12 protein-coding genes and 1 pseudogene are annotated in these 14674 nt (G+C 60.5%); 3 read left to right on the top strand and 10 right to left on the bottom strand.

The window, feature by feature from the left end; genetic code table 11:
- Positions 1-17: 17 nt before the first annotated feature.
- Together C8K63_RS20180 and C8K63_RS20175 are read right to left on the bottom strand one after the other, a co-directional pair.
- Positions 18-2021, bottom strand: coding sequence for a DUF1302 domain-containing protein (locus tag C8K63_RS20180; protein ID WP_108218310.1), 2004 nt, complete (start codon positions 2019-2021; stop codon positions 18-20).
- Between the two features lie 123 nt (positions 2022-2144).
- On the bottom strand, positions 2145-2711 hold the full coding sequence (locus C8K63_RS20175; RefSeq protein WP_108218335.1) for an alpha/beta hydrolase: 567 nt from the start codon (positions 2709-2711) through the stop codon (positions 2145-2147).
- Positions 2712-3067: 356 nt separating this feature from the next.
- On the opposite strand from C8K63_RS20175, the gene C8K63_RS20170 reads away from it, so the two are divergent.
- The gene (locus C8K63_RS20170) at positions 3068-4084 is read left to right on the top strand and encodes an AraC family transcriptional regulator (protein WP_108218309.1); all 1017 of its coding nucleotides are present in this window, start codon (positions 3068-3070) and stop codon (positions 4082-4084) included.
- A gap of 172 nt (positions 4085-4256) precedes the next feature.
- Here C8K63_RS20170 and C8K63_RS20160 read toward each other — a convergent pair whose 3' ends face one another.
- From C8K63_RS20160 to C8K63_RS20130, 7 genes are all read right to left on the bottom strand, one after another.
- Positions 4257-5267, bottom strand: a complete 1011-nt coding sequence (locus C8K63_RS20160) for a YeiH family protein (RefSeq protein ID WP_108218307.1) — start codon at positions 5265-5267, stop codon at positions 4257-4259.
- Complete coding sequence (locus C8K63_RS20155) at positions 5264-5590, bottom strand: Rieske 2Fe-2S domain-containing protein (RefSeq protein WP_108218306.1); 327 nt, start codon at positions 5588-5590, stop codon at positions 5264-5266. Before C8K63_RS20155 ends, C8K63_RS20160 begins: the two co-directional genes overlap by 4 nt.
- Positions 5587-6249 (bottom strand): DsbA family oxidoreductase, encoded by a 663-nt coding sequence (locus C8K63_RS20150; RefSeq protein ID WP_108218305.1) that lies wholly within the window; start codon positions 6247-6249, stop codon positions 5587-5589. The genes C8K63_RS20155 and C8K63_RS20150 overlap by 4 nt, the downstream gene beginning before the upstream one ends.
- Complete coding sequence (locus C8K63_RS20145) at positions 6246-7577, bottom strand: MFS transporter (RefSeq protein ID WP_108218304.1); 1332 nt, start codon at positions 7575-7577, stop codon at positions 6246-6248. Before C8K63_RS20145 ends, C8K63_RS20150 begins: the two co-directional genes overlap by 4 nt.
- Positions 7578-7669: 92 nt before the next feature.
- A complete protein-coding gene (locus C8K63_RS20140) occupies positions 7670-8722 on the bottom strand; it encodes a 3-keto-5-aminohexanoate cleavage protein (protein ID WP_108218303.1) in 1053 nt (350 codons plus the stop codon).
- A gap of 111 nt (positions 8723-8833) precedes the next feature.
- Positions 8834-9682: a TauD/TfdA family dioxygenase gene (locus C8K63_RS20135; protein ID WP_108218302.1), complete on the bottom strand. Its 849-nt coding sequence runs from the start codon at positions 9680-9682 to the stop codon at positions 8834-8836.
- A 13-nt stretch (positions 9683-9695) separates the two neighbouring features.
- Positions 9696-10676, bottom strand: coding sequence for a quinone oxidoreductase (locus C8K63_RS20130; protein ID WP_108218301.1), 981 nt, complete (start codon positions 10674-10676; stop codon positions 9696-9698).
- 202 nt (positions 10677-10878) lie between these two features.
- Here C8K63_RS20130 and C8K63_RS20125 point away from each other — a divergent pair, with 202 nt between their 5' ends.
- Positions 10879-12801, top strand: coding sequence for an alkaline phosphatase D family protein (locus tag C8K63_RS20125; protein WP_108218300.1), 1923 nt, complete (start codon positions 10879-10881; stop codon positions 12799-12801).
- A gap of 119 nt (positions 12802-12920) precedes the next feature.
- On the opposite strand, the gene C8K63_RS20120 is transcribed toward C8K63_RS20125, so the two are convergent.
- Complete coding sequence (locus tag C8K63_RS20120; protein WP_108218334.1) at positions 12921-14069, bottom strand: hypothetical protein; 1149 nt, start codon at positions 14067-14069, stop codon at positions 12921-12923.
- Between the two features lie 247 nt (positions 14070-14316).
- On the opposite strand from C8K63_RS20120, the pseudogene C8K63_RS30955 reads away from it, so the two are divergent.
- Positions 14317-14520: pseudogene (locus tag C8K63_RS30955) on the top strand (hypothetical protein); the annotation flags it as partial.
- Between the last annotated feature and the right edge of the window lie 154 nt (positions 14521-14674).

Here is a 14674-nt window from a genome sequence, read left to right as displayed (position 1 = left end):
AGCAAATCAGTGGTGAATCAAAAGGTTGTTTTCATCGTCAGGTACACGGCGCCACGGTCCTCAGTCGTGGCACCACCTCCGGAGAAGGACGAGTAGCCACCGGCGAAACAGGCGTAGTTTTCATTGCCGCTAAAGGCGTTGGGCGTGGAGCCGTCACCACCGTTCGGGCCGGTACTCACACCACTTTTGTTGCATTTTTCAGTCTGTCCGAAGGAGTCCACATACTTCAGGTCGACGAAGTATTTGTTGTACACAACGGCACCGACGCCCACGGCATAGTTGCCGGTGTCCTTGGCACCGCCACCGGAGACCGGGGACACGCCGGCGAGACCGACGTTGACCGACATCGGCGCGTTGAGGTCGACACCGGGGAACACCTGGTACCAGGTCGGTGTGAAGTTGACCGCGATGCCCCAGTTGTCCCGGGTCGGCGCGTCGATACCGCGATAGCTGTCCTTGCCCTTGTAGAGCGCTTCGTTCTTGCTATCGAGCTTGAGCAGGTTGCTGTAGTACAGCTCGGCAAGCACGGTTGCCTGATCGAACACCGGCGTTTTCGGCAGGGTCATCAGACCGTTGAGCGTCCAGTGCAAGGTGTCACCGGTGGCGCTCATGCTGTCGCCACGGCTCGGGGTGTCGTAGATCACACCGGTGGCGTCGGTACGTGCAGGCAGCAGACCAAGCCCTTGCCCCAGGCCCAGCGGGCTGCGGGTACTGACGATCGCCGGGATACTGGCCAGCGGCATGTTGTGACGGATGTTCAGGTCCGAACCGACGCTGATCCCGCCGACATCCTTGGACAGGCTCAGGCCGACGATCTTGATGTTGTCGGCATAGGCCATCTGATAGGTGGCGGTGTCCAGCGAATTGAGGGTGTTGATCACCGCAGGCACTTGCCCTGCCGGCCGGGTGCCGTTGGGGTTGGCCGAGGTGATACCCCTGGCGTCCAGAAAGGCTTGCGGCAGGATTTCCGAGGTTTCGCGGTAGTAAACGCCGAGGGTGCCATCCAGCCAGGCCGGCGACCACTTGGCCATGATTCCCCAGTCGCCGCTGCTGCCCGGTGTCAGGTCATGGCCGCGACGCACGTTGGTCAACGCGTTGCACGGCGCCAGGCCACAACCCAGCGGACTGCCAGGCACCACGCCGTTGGTGTTGCCGAGCAGGAACGATTGCGCACCAAAGCCGACCAGGTCGGAACCACCGTAGTAAGTACCGGCTTCCGGCAGACGCGCGGCGTCCCAATCGAGGAAATACTGGGCACCCACGGTCAATTCCGGATTGACGGTGAACGACATCGACAACTGGTTGCGCGGGACGAACAGCTCCTTGGCTTCAGTACCCGGCGACGCGGCCAGCTTGGCCAGGTCGAGGCCGGACTGGCCGTAGCTGACCGAGTGCACAGGGTTGAGAATGGTCTCGCCCCAGAACACGTTGTGCTGACCGGCCTTGACGCTGAACATCGACTCCTCGCCCACTTCGGTGCTGTAGAACACGAAGGCATCGAGGATTTCGCCCGAAGGACCGCTGTAGTAGCGCTGGGCATAGTTGCTCAGGTGCGGGCTGCCATTGCCGACGTTGTCATGGGTGACCGCTGCGAGACGCGGGTCGTTGGCGATCAGGCCCGAACGCGCATCGTTGCCGTTGACGAACGGGTTGGAATTGGAACCGGTGTTGTCGTAGGCCTTGTCGTACCAGCTGGCGGCGCTGACGCGAAAGCCCATGGCGTTTTTGTAGACCACGTCCATTTCGGTCAACAGGTCGATACGGTTGGTGATGTTGGTGCCGGCCTTGCGAAAGTTGTAGTCGCCGTCGTTGTTGTTCGGCGTTGCCAACATGCGTTTGTCGGCGCTTTCGGTGCGTACGCCGTAGTTGTACTTCACGGTGTTATCCAGACGCGCGGTCCAGTCCGGATTGCCCAGATCGAGCTCGAACCCATGGGCCGCCGGCGCGATGACGGCCAGAATGGCCGAGGCCAGCAAGGTGTAGCGCGCTACGGTGCAGCCGTGACTCTTATTGTTGTGCATTGCGTTGTCTCCGCCTTTTTGTATTTGTTTTAAGCGCAGCCGCCCTCGCGCAAGCCTCTCTGGGTTTGCGTTTAAGGAATGAGGGCAAATGCCGGTGGCGTACTGCCAGTCCAGCTCCTTGTACTAGCGATCCAGCTCCAGGATGAGTGCTTCGGCTTGCTGCCAGTGGCCAAATCCTGCGGCCGGGTTGAGATGGCCGACATCGCCCAGATCGAGCAATTCGGCGCCCCAGCCTTCTGCCATGCGGGTGACCGCAGCAAGACTGGCAAGGTGATCGTTGGTGCTGCCGGCCACGATGCTGCGAAATGGCAGCGGGCCTTGTGGCAGAGGATTCCAGCCCTGGCTACGCAGGGTCTCGGAGGATGGATAGTTTGACGGCCAGACCGCATCGAGGTCCGGTGGCGCGGCCAGCAAAGCGCCCTTGATCGGACGGCTGTAATGCGCAGCCCAGTGCGCGACCATCAGCACGCCGGCGCTGTGGGCCACCAGAATCACGGGCCCGTCGATCTGTTCGAGTTCGTGTTGAATCGCCCGCACACGGGCCATGCAATCGAGTTTGTCGGTCGTAAGCGGCGCAACACTGCGCACGTTGCTCAGCCTGGCTTGCAGCAATGTTTGCCAATGTTCGGCCACGTGCTCGCGCAGACCCGGGACGATCAGAACGGTGGCAGCAGTTTGCAGTTTGTCCACGGTCAACACCTTCGCTTTCTCGATAACTCGACTGGCTGTTTTCGCCAGGGGCTTTTTGTAGGGTCGACATTAAAGAGCGCCCACCCTAAGCGCTTTACATTGGACGTCAGGCACTTTTCTTTTGATGACAAATTGTCGGACACTCGGTCGCCGCGACCGCCGGTCGAGAAATCCCCCAGGTTGGCGCAAGGTCACTGTAATCAACGGATGAGCGCTGATCGCTCCCTGCAGCGTAGAGGATGGGTGACCGGACAGCATGAAAACCATCAACGACATGACAACTGTTCAACTGTTGATACGCTGGATATAGTCGCCACGCTCACGCCAACCGCCATCGGCCCAGGGAAGACTTTCGCATGACCAAGCTTGTTCGCGCCGCTGTCTTGACCAACTACCTGGAGGTCACCCAGTACCTGGGGTTCAACCCGCGCGACGTGCTGGCCGCTGTCGGCCTGAGCAGAGCCCAACTGCAAGCCCCTGAACACCGCATCCAGATCGATGCCGCCGTGCGGTTGCTGGAAGACTCGGCCGCCGCCAGCGGCTGCCAGACCTTCGGCCTGAGCATGGCCGAGTCACGCCAGCTTTCGGACTTCGGCGTGGTCAGCCTGCTGCTCAGCCACCAGCGCACCCTGCGCGATGCCTTGCAGGTCGTGGTGGATTACCGACACCTGATGAACGACTCGCTGGCGATCTTCATCGAAGAGGCCGGCAAGATGGTGATCATTCGCGAAGAGGTGGTCACCGAAACGCCCATGCCCAGCCGTCAGGCCACGGAGCTGGCCATCGGTGTGATGTTCCGGTTGTGCTCGGCCCTGCTCGGCTCGCACTGGCACCCCTACAGCGTCAACTTCATGCACCAGCCACCGGACAACCTGCACCTGCATCGCCGCTTGTTCGGCTGCAACCTGGAGTTCGGCAGCGAGTTCAACGGCATCGTCTGCCCGGACGTCAGCCTCGACATGACCAACCCCAACGCCGACCCGGCCATGGCCCGCTACGCCCAGAGCTACCTCGACTCGCTGCAGAACCACGAAGGCGCCTCGATGCTGTTCGAGGTGCGCAAGGCCATCTACCTGCTGCTGCCCATGGGCCGCGCCACCATCGAACAGGTCGCCCAGAGCCAGGGCATGAACGTGCGCACCCTGCAACGCCGCCTCAAGGACGACGGCTGCGCCTTCAACGACGTGATCAACGACGTACGCCGCGACCTCGTGCTGCGTTACCTGGACAACCCCAACTACTCGCTGAGCCGCATTGCCGACATGCTCGGCTACTCGATGGCGAGTTCGTTTACGCGGTGGTTTATCAGTCAGTTTGGTATGCCGCCGGCGACGTGGCGGGCGCAGAAACAGGCGGGGACTAAGCCGTCCTGACAGCAGGGCAAAAAAAACGGCGACTGCTGGTACAGTCGCCGCGAAAACGCGAGGTTGGAACACAATCCCTGTAGGAGCGAGCCTGCTCGCGATCGCGGTGTGTCAGCCGCCATAAGTATTGATTGTGAAGCCGCTATCGCGAGCAGGCTCGCTCCCACAGGTTTCGTGATGCCTAGAGCCCCCAGCGCAGCAACAACAGCACCAGCACCACCAGGAACACCGTCTCCCCCACCATCAGCAGAATCGGCTTGATCCCGACCGCCGCCAGCTCCTTGAGCCGGGTTTTCATGCCCAGGGCGCTGATGGAAATCACCAGGCACCAGCGCGACAGTTCGTTGACCGATCCCTGCACCGCAGGCGCTATCCAGCCGGTGCTGTTGATGCAGGCCAGAATCAGAAAGCCGACGGCGAACCATGGCAACAACGGCGGGCGCTTGCCGGTCGGGTCGGCGCCTTGCATGCGGGTGATCATCGCCGCGGTGACGATCACCGGCAGCAGCATCGCCACGCGCATCAGCTTGACCACAGTGGCTGTGTCACCGGTCTCGGTCGACATGCTGTAGCCTGCGCCGACGACCTGGGCCACGTCGTGGATCGTGGCGCCGAGGAACACGCCCGCCACCTGCGGCGACAACTCCAGCCAGTTGGCGATCATCGGATAGACGATCATTGCCAGCGTGGACAGCGCCGAGACGCCGATGACGGTGAACAGTGTGGCGCGTTCTTTCTGCGGATGGTTCGGCAGCGCCGCCGCCAGCGCCAGGGCCGCCGAGGCGCCGCAGATGGCCGTCGCGCCGCCGGTGAGCATGCCGAACAGGCGCTGGAAGCCCAAAGCCTTGGCAGCGATCACAGACACGCTGATGGTCACCACCACCAGGATCACCACCAGGGCTATCGGCTTCCAGCCCAGCGCCGCCATTTGCTCCAGGGTGATGCGCATGCCCAGCAGCGCCACGCCAATGCGCAATACCGTGCGGGCAGTGAACTCGATGCCGGCCTTGCACGGGCCGTCATCGGCGAGAAAATTCAGGGCCATGCCCAGCAGTAAGGCGAACAGCATGACCGGCGCACCGTAGTGCTCGGACAGGAACGACGCGGCGGCCGCCACGATCAGGCTGACGATAAGCCCCGGTGCCAGTTCGCGCGTGCGACTGTGGATGCGGGTAAGAGCAATGGCGCTCATGGCGCGTTCTCCTCGGATGCGATGACGATAAACGCCTGGCCGTCGATGTTCTCGACCGGGTAGTGGGTGACTTTGACCTGGGTGGAATTGAGCATGTAGCCGCTGCGCAAATCGAAGCGCAAACCATGAGCGAGGCATTGAATCACCCGCCCCTCAAGACGCCCTGCGCATAGCGAAGAGCCTTGGTGCGGGCAGCTGTCGTCAATGGCGAACAACTGTCCGTCGACGTTGAACAGCGCCAAGCTTTTGTCTTCGAACTCGAACAGCGCCCGGCCACCGGCCTGCGGGTGTTTGCCGGCAGGCACAGGAATGCGCCGGGTCATGCTGGCTGCCGCTCGCGATCACTTTCCTTGAGGGCTTCGTTCATGGCCCCGAGCAGCGCCTGAGCAGGTTGTGCACCGATCACCGTCAGGCGACCGTCGAACTGAAAGCTCGGCACGCCACTGCTCGCCCCGGGCAAGCCTTCAAATGGCGTGGCGTCGCCCTTCAGGCAATCGAGCACTTCGTTCGTGTCGACGCCGCAGGAGTGGGCAATGGCCAGCAAGGTCTCGCGGCAACCCAGGTTTTCGCGTCTCAGGAAATAAGCGGCGAACAATCGTTCGAGCAACATTTCACGCTGACTGGCATTACCCGTTTCGCAGACACGAGCGAACAGACGATGGGCGTCCGCGGTGTTGGGCATGGTCTCGATGCGACTGAGGTCGATGGCCAGGCCAACCGCCCCGGCAGCTTGCTGTACCTGGTTCTGACGCATGGCCACCGCGTCGGCATTGCCCAGGCGCTTGCGGTAGAAATCGGCGAAGGGTTCACCTTGTACCGGTATCTGCGGCAGCAACTGCACGCCATGCCACGCCGTGGTGATCTGCACATCCGGGTGACGGCTGCGAAACTGTACCTGCGCATGCTCCAGTTGGCGTTTGCCGATCAGGCACCAGGGGCAGATAAAATCGAAAAACACATCAATACGTAAACGACGACTCACAACTTCACCTCTATCCCGGCGGCACTGACGGGCTCAGGCACGCTATGACCCTCAAGCCGGGCAATATCTTTGTGGTAATGACACTTGGCATAAAAGAACACCGCCGCCGCCGCGAGGCTGACCAGTGGCACCAGTTGAAACGCGGCATGCAGACCGATGAGGTCGGACACACGGCCAGTCAGGAACGGCCCGGGTGCCAGCCCCAGCAGGTTATTGGCCAGGGTCAGCGTGGCGAACGCCGTACCGTGGACGGAGTAATGGGTCAGGTTGGCAACCATCGCACCGGCGGGGCCAGTGGTGCCGGTGGCAATCGCCATGCCCAGACAGATCAGCGCCAGTTGCACAGGCCCTGCCGACAATGCGAACGCTGCCGACAGCAGCAGGCAACTGCCCAGGCAAAAACCAATGGCCAGGCTGACCTTGCGCTCCGGCGAGTTCCGACACAGGCGGTCGCTGAGCATGCCGCACAGGATCATCCCCGCGCCGCTGCACAACACGATGATTGCCGCCATGCCGCCAGCCTTGTCGGTAGGCATGTCGTAGTAGCGATTGAGATAGCTGGGAATCCACACCATCACCGTACCGCCAACGAACAACTGCAAACCGCTGGCGACGTAGGTCGCCACCACCGAGCGGCTGGACCACAGCGTGCGCAGCGGACGCTTGACCGCGGCAGCCGTCTTGTTCGCAATCTGCGCGGCACGTTGTGGCGCAATGCGCGCTTCCTTGACGATGAGCGGATAGAGCACCGCCAGAAACAGGCCAAACAGCGACATGCCGGCGAACGACCAGCGCCAGCCCAGCTTGGCGGCAATCGCACCACCCAAAGCCATGCCCAACACCGAACCGAACATCCCGCCAGCCATGAAGGCGCTGGCCAGGGTGGCGCGCATGTGTTTGGGGAACACCGAAATCACCACGGCGATGCCCACGCTGCCGTAGGCGGCTTCGCCGACGCCGACCATGAACCGCGCGATGAACATCTGCTGGTAGTCCTGAGCCAGCGCGCAACCCAGGGTCGCCACGCTCCACAGGAACGCCATCAGCGCCAGGCTCTTGACCCGGCCGAAACGGTCGGCCATCAACGACAGGGGAAACGTCAGCAGGCCGACCATCAGGGCAACGATGCCGCTGAGCAGACCCAGCTGTCCGTCGCTCAACGCCCACTCAGTCTTGAGCAGCGGGAATACCGCGTTCAGCACCTGACGCGACATGTAATCGGAAATCAACAGGCCGAACGTCAGTGCAAAGACGATCCAGGCATATTGGCGCGCAACGCCGACTCCGCCGGAGTCGTCATCGTCAGCGGCGATTGGGTGAAAGGCCATGCAGCCTCCTCAAGAGCTTCGTTTTATTTTTGTTATCAAGCGTGTAACGGTCAGGCGGACGAGAGGTCACGGCCTCTCGTCCCGACCCACGGTCAACCGCGTTGCGGAGTACCTTTCTGCCCAGCCTTGCGGTTGGGGGCCATGCCGTTGGCCAACAGGGTTTCTTCGATGGTTTCGTACTGCACGCCGATGCGGTAGATCTCGCGGGCTTCTTTGCCGGTGGCGATTTCACGGCCCAGTTCATGGGCAATGCGCACGGTTTGCTGGATCTGGGCAACCGAGCCGAAACGATCGCCCTTGTGGTCAATGATAGTGTCTTCGTTGCCCACGCGCGGGTGCATGCCCATGGCCATCGACATGGTGTTGAACGGCATGACGTTCTTGAGCAGCGATTCGGAGGTCAGGGTGCAGCCATCCGGCGCGCGGTGGATGAAGTTGAAGAAGTTGAACGGGTTCGGGCCGTCGAAACCGCCGCCGATGCCGATCCAGGTCAGGTTCAGCGGGCCTTTGTAAACGCCACGGCGCACCAGGCGCTCAAGGGTTTCCAGGGCGTGCATGCCGGTCAGCTGGAAGTGCGGCTGGATGCCGTTGTCCATCAGGCGCTTGAGGTGCTCGGCAACCCAGGCCGGACCCGCCGGTACGGTCATTTCGCTGTAGGCGGCGTGGATCAACGGGTTGTCCAGGGAGGTGCCTTTCAGGTACTCCGGATACAACAACTCCATGATGTTCATTTGCGTGGTGTTGATCGCCACCGTGACCTGATCCGGTTTTGGCGTCAACTCGGCCAGCATGTGCCGAGTGTCGTCGGACAGCCACTTGGCCGCTTCGCCATCGCTTTCCGGAGCGAAGGAAATCGAACCGCCGACCTGGATGATCATGTCCGGCACGGCTTCACGTACACCGGCGATCAGCTCGTTGAACTTCGACAGGCGCTTGGAGCCCTTGCCGTCCAGTTCGCGCACATGCAGGTGCAATACGGTGGCCCCGGCTTCGTAGCATTCGACCGCTTTCTGGACTTGCTCATCCATGGTCAACGGGATGTCTTCCGGGAAGTCTTCGGGCATCCACTCGGGGCCGTACGGGGCCACGGTAATGACTACCTTTTCCATGTTTTCCGGGTGCAGGGAATCGTCGAAGAATTGCATGGTTACTCCAGTTCTTATGATTGTTCCGTCCACCCGGGGTCGTGCCGGGCAGACGTGTTTACGAGTGCTAATGCTGCGAGTGCTGCGAGTGCGGATGCCGGTGGCGTTCGATCAGAACGTCTTGTCGCCGATGATCCCGGCACGCTCCATCTTGCGATGGCACGGCGGGTAATCCATGACGGCGTAGTGCTGGGTACTGCGGTTGTCCCAGATGGCGATGCTGTTGGGCTTCCAGCGCCAGCGCACCTGATACTCAGGGATGTATGCCTGGCTGATCAGGTAGCGCAGCAACTCGCCCGCGCCGGGGTTGGCGTCCTGGCCGAAGCGCACCCGCTCAGGGGTGTGGTAGTTGCTGAAGTGGGTGGTGAAGGCGTTGACGAACAGCACCTTCTCGCCGGTTTCCGGATGGGTGCGCACCACCGGGTGTTCGGCGTCCGGGTACATCGCCTTGAGCGCCAAGCGTTTTTCAATCGGCATGGCGGCACCGAAGCTCGCTTCGATGCTGTGGCGGGCACGCAGGTCGGCGATCTTCACCTTCACGTCTTCCGGCAAGTTCGCATAGGCCTGGACCATGTTGGCCCACATGGTGTCACCGCCGACCGGCGGGCATTCCACGCAACGCAGCACGCAACCCATCGGCGGTGCTTCACGCCAGGTGGCGTCGCTGTGCCAGGCGTTTTCGTAGCGGTCTGCCGGCTGGTCCGGTCTCTTGTAGATCTGCACCAGCCCCGGATGATCCGGATCGCTGCCGGCCACCGGATGATCCTCCAGCTCGCCGAAGCGTCGGGCGAAGGCAACATGCTCGGCGCGGGTGATGTCCTGATCGCGCAGGAACACCACGCGGTGCTTGAGCAACTGGGCGCGGATCTCGGCAAACAGGCCGTCGTCATGGACTGCGTCGGCGAGATTGACGCCGATCAGTTCGGCGCCGATGGAGCAGGTCAATTGTTCGACTTTCATGGCTGGCCGCTCCTTAAACGACGAAAATCGATGAGCCGGTAGTCTTGCGCGATTCAAGGTCGCGATGGGCCTGCACGGCGTCCTGCAACGCGTAGTGCTGGTTGATCTCGATCTTGATCCGACCGCTGCCGACGTGGTCGAACAGCTCACCGGCCAGGGCGGCTTTTTCCGCAGGGTCGCTGATGTAGTTGGCCAGGGCCGGACGGGTCAGGAACAGCGAGCCTTTCATCGCCAGCATCACCGGGTCGAACGCCGGGATCGGGCCGGACGCAGTACCCACGCAGACCATCAGGCCACGGGGTTTCAATGAATCCAGCGAACCCATGAAGGTGTTCTTGCCAACGCTGTCGAACACCACGTTGACACCCACACCGTCGGTCAATTCGCGAACGCGAGCGGCGACGTCTTCATGGCTGTAATTGATCGTATGGTCGCAACCGTGAGCCCGGGCGATTTCCGCCTTTTGCTCGGTCGACACCGTGCCGATCACGTTCAGGCCCAGCAACTTGGCCCACTGCGAAACGATCAGGCCGACACCGCCAGCGGCAGCGTGCAACAGGATGCTGTCGCCCGGCTTGAAGTCGTAGATGCGGCGCATCAGGTACGAGGACGTCAAACCGCGCATGGTCATCGCGGCGGCGGTCTCGAAGCTGATGGTTTCCGGCAGTTTGATCAGCGGCGCGGCCGGGATCAGGCGCTCGGTGCTGTAGGCGCCGAGGGTGTTGAGGAAACCGGTATAGGTGACGCGATCACCGACCTCGACGTTGGTGACCCCTTCGCCAATGGCCTGGACTACCCCTGAGGCCTCGACGCCCATGCCGTTGGGCATCGGAATCGGGTAGGTGCCGTTACGGAAATAGGTGTCGGCATAGTTCAGGCCAACTGCCACATGACGAAGCCGAACCTGGCCGGGACCGGGTTCGCCGACTTCGACGTCCTCATAACGCAGGACTTCGGGACCACCGGTTTCGTAGAAGCGTACGGCTTTTGCCATTTTTCTTATTCTCCAATCTGCAATATGGGCGTGTTGCATCGAATTGCGTTGATTGGACTGTAGGACGAGGCCTGTCGGGATGCTTCTCATCAGACGACAATGGCTTTTCATTTGGTGACAGGCAGAAACGGGATCGTTCCAGCCGGTCCCGCCGCCACCTGCGCTATCATCGCCCGCCACGCCCCAAGAGCCTTGAAGCCGGATGTCCGACACGCTGCCACTGCCCGACGATCACCAAGCCCTGCCGCCGGTCCTGGCCGGCCCGCTGTTGCGGCGCCTTGAGCCCACGCGGCTGGTACTGTGGCTGGTGGGTTCCCGGACGCTGGCGCTGACCTTGCGCTTGCAGGGCTTCGGCGATATCCGTCTCGATGCCGGGCAATGCACGGTGATTGCAGTGGGGGCTCATGCCTATGTGCACTTGATCGATGTGCAACTCGATTGCGCCCTGCCCCAGGATGAGTCGATCGACTATGACCTGCTGATCGATGGTACAGAAAAAGGCATCGCCGACTGGGCGCCGCACCTGCTGTATGGCGATGCCCGTTGCCCGAACTTCGTCCTGCGCGCACGGGTCGATCAGTTGCTGCACGGCTCTTGCCGCAAGCCTCATCACCCGGCGGCAGACGGCTTGCACTGCGTCGACCAGTTGCTGGCGCAGGAACACGCGGCAAAGGACCGCCCGGCACTGCTGATGATGACGGGCGATCAGGTCTACGTCGACGATGTCGCGGGGCCGATGCTGCGGGCGATTCACGCCTTGATCGAGCGCCTGGGTCTGTTCGGGGAACACCTCGAAGGCGCGGTGGTCAGCGACAGCGCCAGGCTCTACGAGCATCCGGCCAGTTACTACCACCGTGCGGATCTGCTGCCGGCGCTGCAAAGCAATGAAACCCTGCGCGAACGTTTTTTCGGCGGTGCGCGCAAGCCGATTTTCACCAGCAGCAGTGCCGACAATCACCTGGTGACCTTCGCCGAAGTCATGGCCATGTACTTGTTGGTCTGGTCGCCAACGCCCTGGACCCTGATCGCGCCCCAGGCACCGACGCTGACGCCGGAAAGGCTCAAGCGCTATGCCCTTGAACAGACGCGCATCGATGCCTTCAAGGCAGGCCTGGGCGACGTCGCCCGGGCACTGGCGCATCTGCCGACGCTGATGATTTTCGATGACCACGACATCACCGATGACTGGAACCTTAGCGCGCAATGGGAGGAAACCGCCTACGGCCATCCGTTCTCCCGGCGCATCATCGGCAACGCGTTGCTGGCGTACCTGTTGTGCCAGGGCTGGGGCAACAATCCGGATGCTTTCGCCGCGGTGCTGGATAAGGCCGGCGCGTTGAGCGACAGCGCACGCGACCGTCACCTCGACAGCACGGCTCAGGATGACTTGATCAGTGATCTGCTGAAGTTTCAGCACTGGCATTACGTGCTGCCGACCACCCCGGCCATGGTGGTGATCGACACCCGCACCCGGCGCTGGCGCAGCGAGATGAACCTCAAGCAGCCTTCCGGTTTGCTTGACTGGGAAGCCCTGAGCGAACTGCAACAGGAACTGCTGGACCACCCGAGTGCGATCATCGTTTCGCCGGCGCCGATCTTCGGCGTCAAACTGATTGAAACCGTGCAGCGGGTATTCAGCTGGTGCGGTTATCCGCTGCTGGTGGATGCGGAAAACTGGATGGCCCATCGCGGCGCGGCACAGGTGATCCTGAATATTTTCCGCCACTCGCGCACACCGGGTAACTACGTGGTGCTGTCGGGCGATGTGCACTACTCCTTCGTCTACGAAGTGCTGATCCGCCACCGCAAGGCCGGGCCGCGCATCTGGCAAATCACCAGCAGCGGCATCAAGAACGAATTCCCGGCCACCCTGCTCGAGTGGTTCGACCGCCTCAACCGCTGGCTGTACTCGCCACGCTCACCGTTGAACTGGCTGACCAAGCGTCGACGCATGCGCATCGTGCCGCATGTCCCGGAGCATGCTGAAGCCGGTGAGCGGCTATGGAACTCGGCGGGGATCGGGCAGGTGTATTTCAATGACCTGGGGCAGCCGCAGACCATCTATCAGCACAACTCGAACGGCTCGCCGAAGACCCGGATGATTGCGCCGGACGGTGATGATTGAGGTAGAGAAGACACCACAAAAAACTGTGGGAGCGACGGTGCGGCGAGCAGGCTCGCACACTATGGATTTCTGGCGTGTACTCTTTCCAGATCCTGTGGGCCTGCTCGCGAAGTGGCCAGTTAAATATTGGGGGAATCCATTCTGTAACCCGCCCCCGGCGCACCTTCATGGAGTGCCACCTGAATGTTCGAATACAAGGCATTCGCCTCAGCAGTGGTGATTGATCGCGAACAATCACGCAGTACAACACGTAGTAGCACATTCTCCTGCCCCGGCAGCAATCCGAGGCGATCGATGGCCTGCAGAGGCAGTTCTGTGAACGCCCAGCGTCCTTTGATCTGCATTTCCTCGATCCAATCTGAACAGTCGCCAGCTGCCTGCAACATCCTTTCAGTCAACACTTCCTCGCTCAGCCCCGGCGTTACCGCTAACGAAATATCACGAGTAATCGAAGGCAACCGAGAGACGGCGCTCCACGGATTCAGATCATGCATCTGTGCCTGTACTCGTTCGTTCTGATCACGCAGCAAACGAATATCCGGGATGCCTTTGCGCAGCATGGTCAAGCGATCCAATCCCATTCCCAGCGCCAGTCCTCCATGACGCAAAGGATCGATCTTCAGTCGCTCCAATAATGATTTGGCAATTCGACCGCACTCCAGAACCTCTACAGGGACGCCGTCATTCAACAGATTTACTTCAATCCCGCCCTCAGTGTAGTGATGCGGACTATCACTGTAGATCCAAGGCATATCAGGCACGGCGGATTTGAGGATATCGCCGACCAGGCAAAGTAAATGCTCATGCGTCGACAAATCAGGATCACCGAGCACCCAGATATCCATCTGATGCGGTTGCGCACAATGCCAACGATCCCGGCTGTCGCGACGAAAAGTGATGCCCGGCGCGGCCAATAATATTGACTGCCCTGGTTGTCGTAGCTTGGCCGCTCGCTGAAGCGCAGACGGAATTTGGCTAGTAGTTTGCGTCCGTAACAGAGACCACTCGTCAACCCATCGAGTATGTGCACTTCCAAGCGTAATTTCAGATGGGTCATAACCAAGCAATCCGTAGTTTTCTTCAGCGGAGACAATTCTCGACCCCGTCTGCACTTGCGCTTGTGGCCAGCCTTTGTCCGTCAACCCTTGAAGGACCTCCTTGAGTAATAATCGAATGGCGTGATCGGGTGTAGCGGGCTCTGTTAGATCAGCCAGTAACAAGGCTTGGTGTACGGACGTATCCGTCAGATATTTCTTTGATTCCTGCACTACACAGCCCCTTATTAATAATTGAATGTAGGTCCCCCGTAAAAAGCCCCCCATAGACCAACCTAACGATTTCAGATCGTCCATCACAACCAAATTCGGTGAAACACTAAATTTTCAGAAGAGGACTACAGCCACTACTTACACAAATAACCAAGAACTTCTTGCAAGACACATAACGAGCATAATTAATTCTAAAAAACTTAAAACCCACGGCGATTGCAGGAGCTGAGTGCAATACGGTTATTGAATTGCAGCAGGGCCTAGAGGCCTCAAGCTGACTGAGTTTGCTATTGGAGTAAACTACACAATCGCAAATAGCATTAACTACAAAATCAACTCTCAATTAAACGAAGAGATTAATGGCGTTCATATAGCAATTGGGGACGGTTCTTCTGGCTATCACATAGATTTTCTGAGCCCAGCAGTAAAGGTAAGCCCAACTTACAACTGAGCCAACCTGATCGCCCTCACCACAACCATCCACATCACAGCGATGTCTAAAAACTGACACTGTAAAAGGGCTTACAGTAATGATGAGCAGTGACGCACGGCAAGTTACCGATGGACCTCAAGGCGCACAGGCCGGCGGATTCTGGTGTACCTGT

This window comes from Pseudomonas sp. GV085, assembly GCF_003050925.1.
Lineage (GTDB): Bacteria > Pseudomonadota > Gammaproteobacteria > Pseudomonadales > Pseudomonadaceae > Aquipseudomonas.
Note: the sequence above shows the minus strand (reverse complement) of the source record. Positions and strands in the feature narration are given on the sequence as shown.

Coding starts and splice junctions, on each gene's coding strand:
- C8K63_RS20180 (WP_108218310.1), bottom strand. CDS start 2,021: ATGCACAACAATAAGAGTCACGGCTGCACCGTAGCGCGCTACACCTTG.
- C8K63_RS20170 (WP_108218309.1), top strand. CDS start 3,068: ATGACCAAGCTTGTTCGCGCCGCTGTCTTGACCAACTACCTGGAGGTC.
- C8K63_RS20160 (WP_108218307.1), bottom strand. CDS start 5,267: ATGAGCGCCATTGCTCTTACCCGCATCCACAGTCGCACGCGCGAACTG.
- C8K63_RS20155 (WP_108218306.1), bottom strand. CDS start 5,590: ATGACCCGGCGCATTCCTGTGCCTGCCGGCAAACACCCGCAGGCCGGT.
- C8K63_RS20145 (WP_108218304.1), bottom strand. CDS start 7,577: ATGGCCTTTCACCCAATCGCCGCTGACGATGACGACTCCGGCGGAGTC.
- C8K63_RS20140 (WP_108218303.1), bottom strand. CDS start 8,722: ATGCAATTCTTCGACGATTCCCTGCACCCGGAAAACATGGAAAAGGTA.
- C8K63_RS20135 (WP_108218302.1), bottom strand. CDS start 9,682: ATGAAAGTCGAACAATTGACCTGCTCCATCGGCGCCGAACTGATCGGC.
- C8K63_RS20130 (WP_108218301.1), bottom strand. CDS start 10,676: ATGGCAAAAGCCGTACGCTTCTACGAAACCGGTGGTCCCGAAGTCCTG.
- C8K63_RS20125 (WP_108218300.1), top strand. CDS start 10,879: ATGTCCGACACGCTGCCACTGCCCGACGATCACCAAGCCCTGCCGCCG.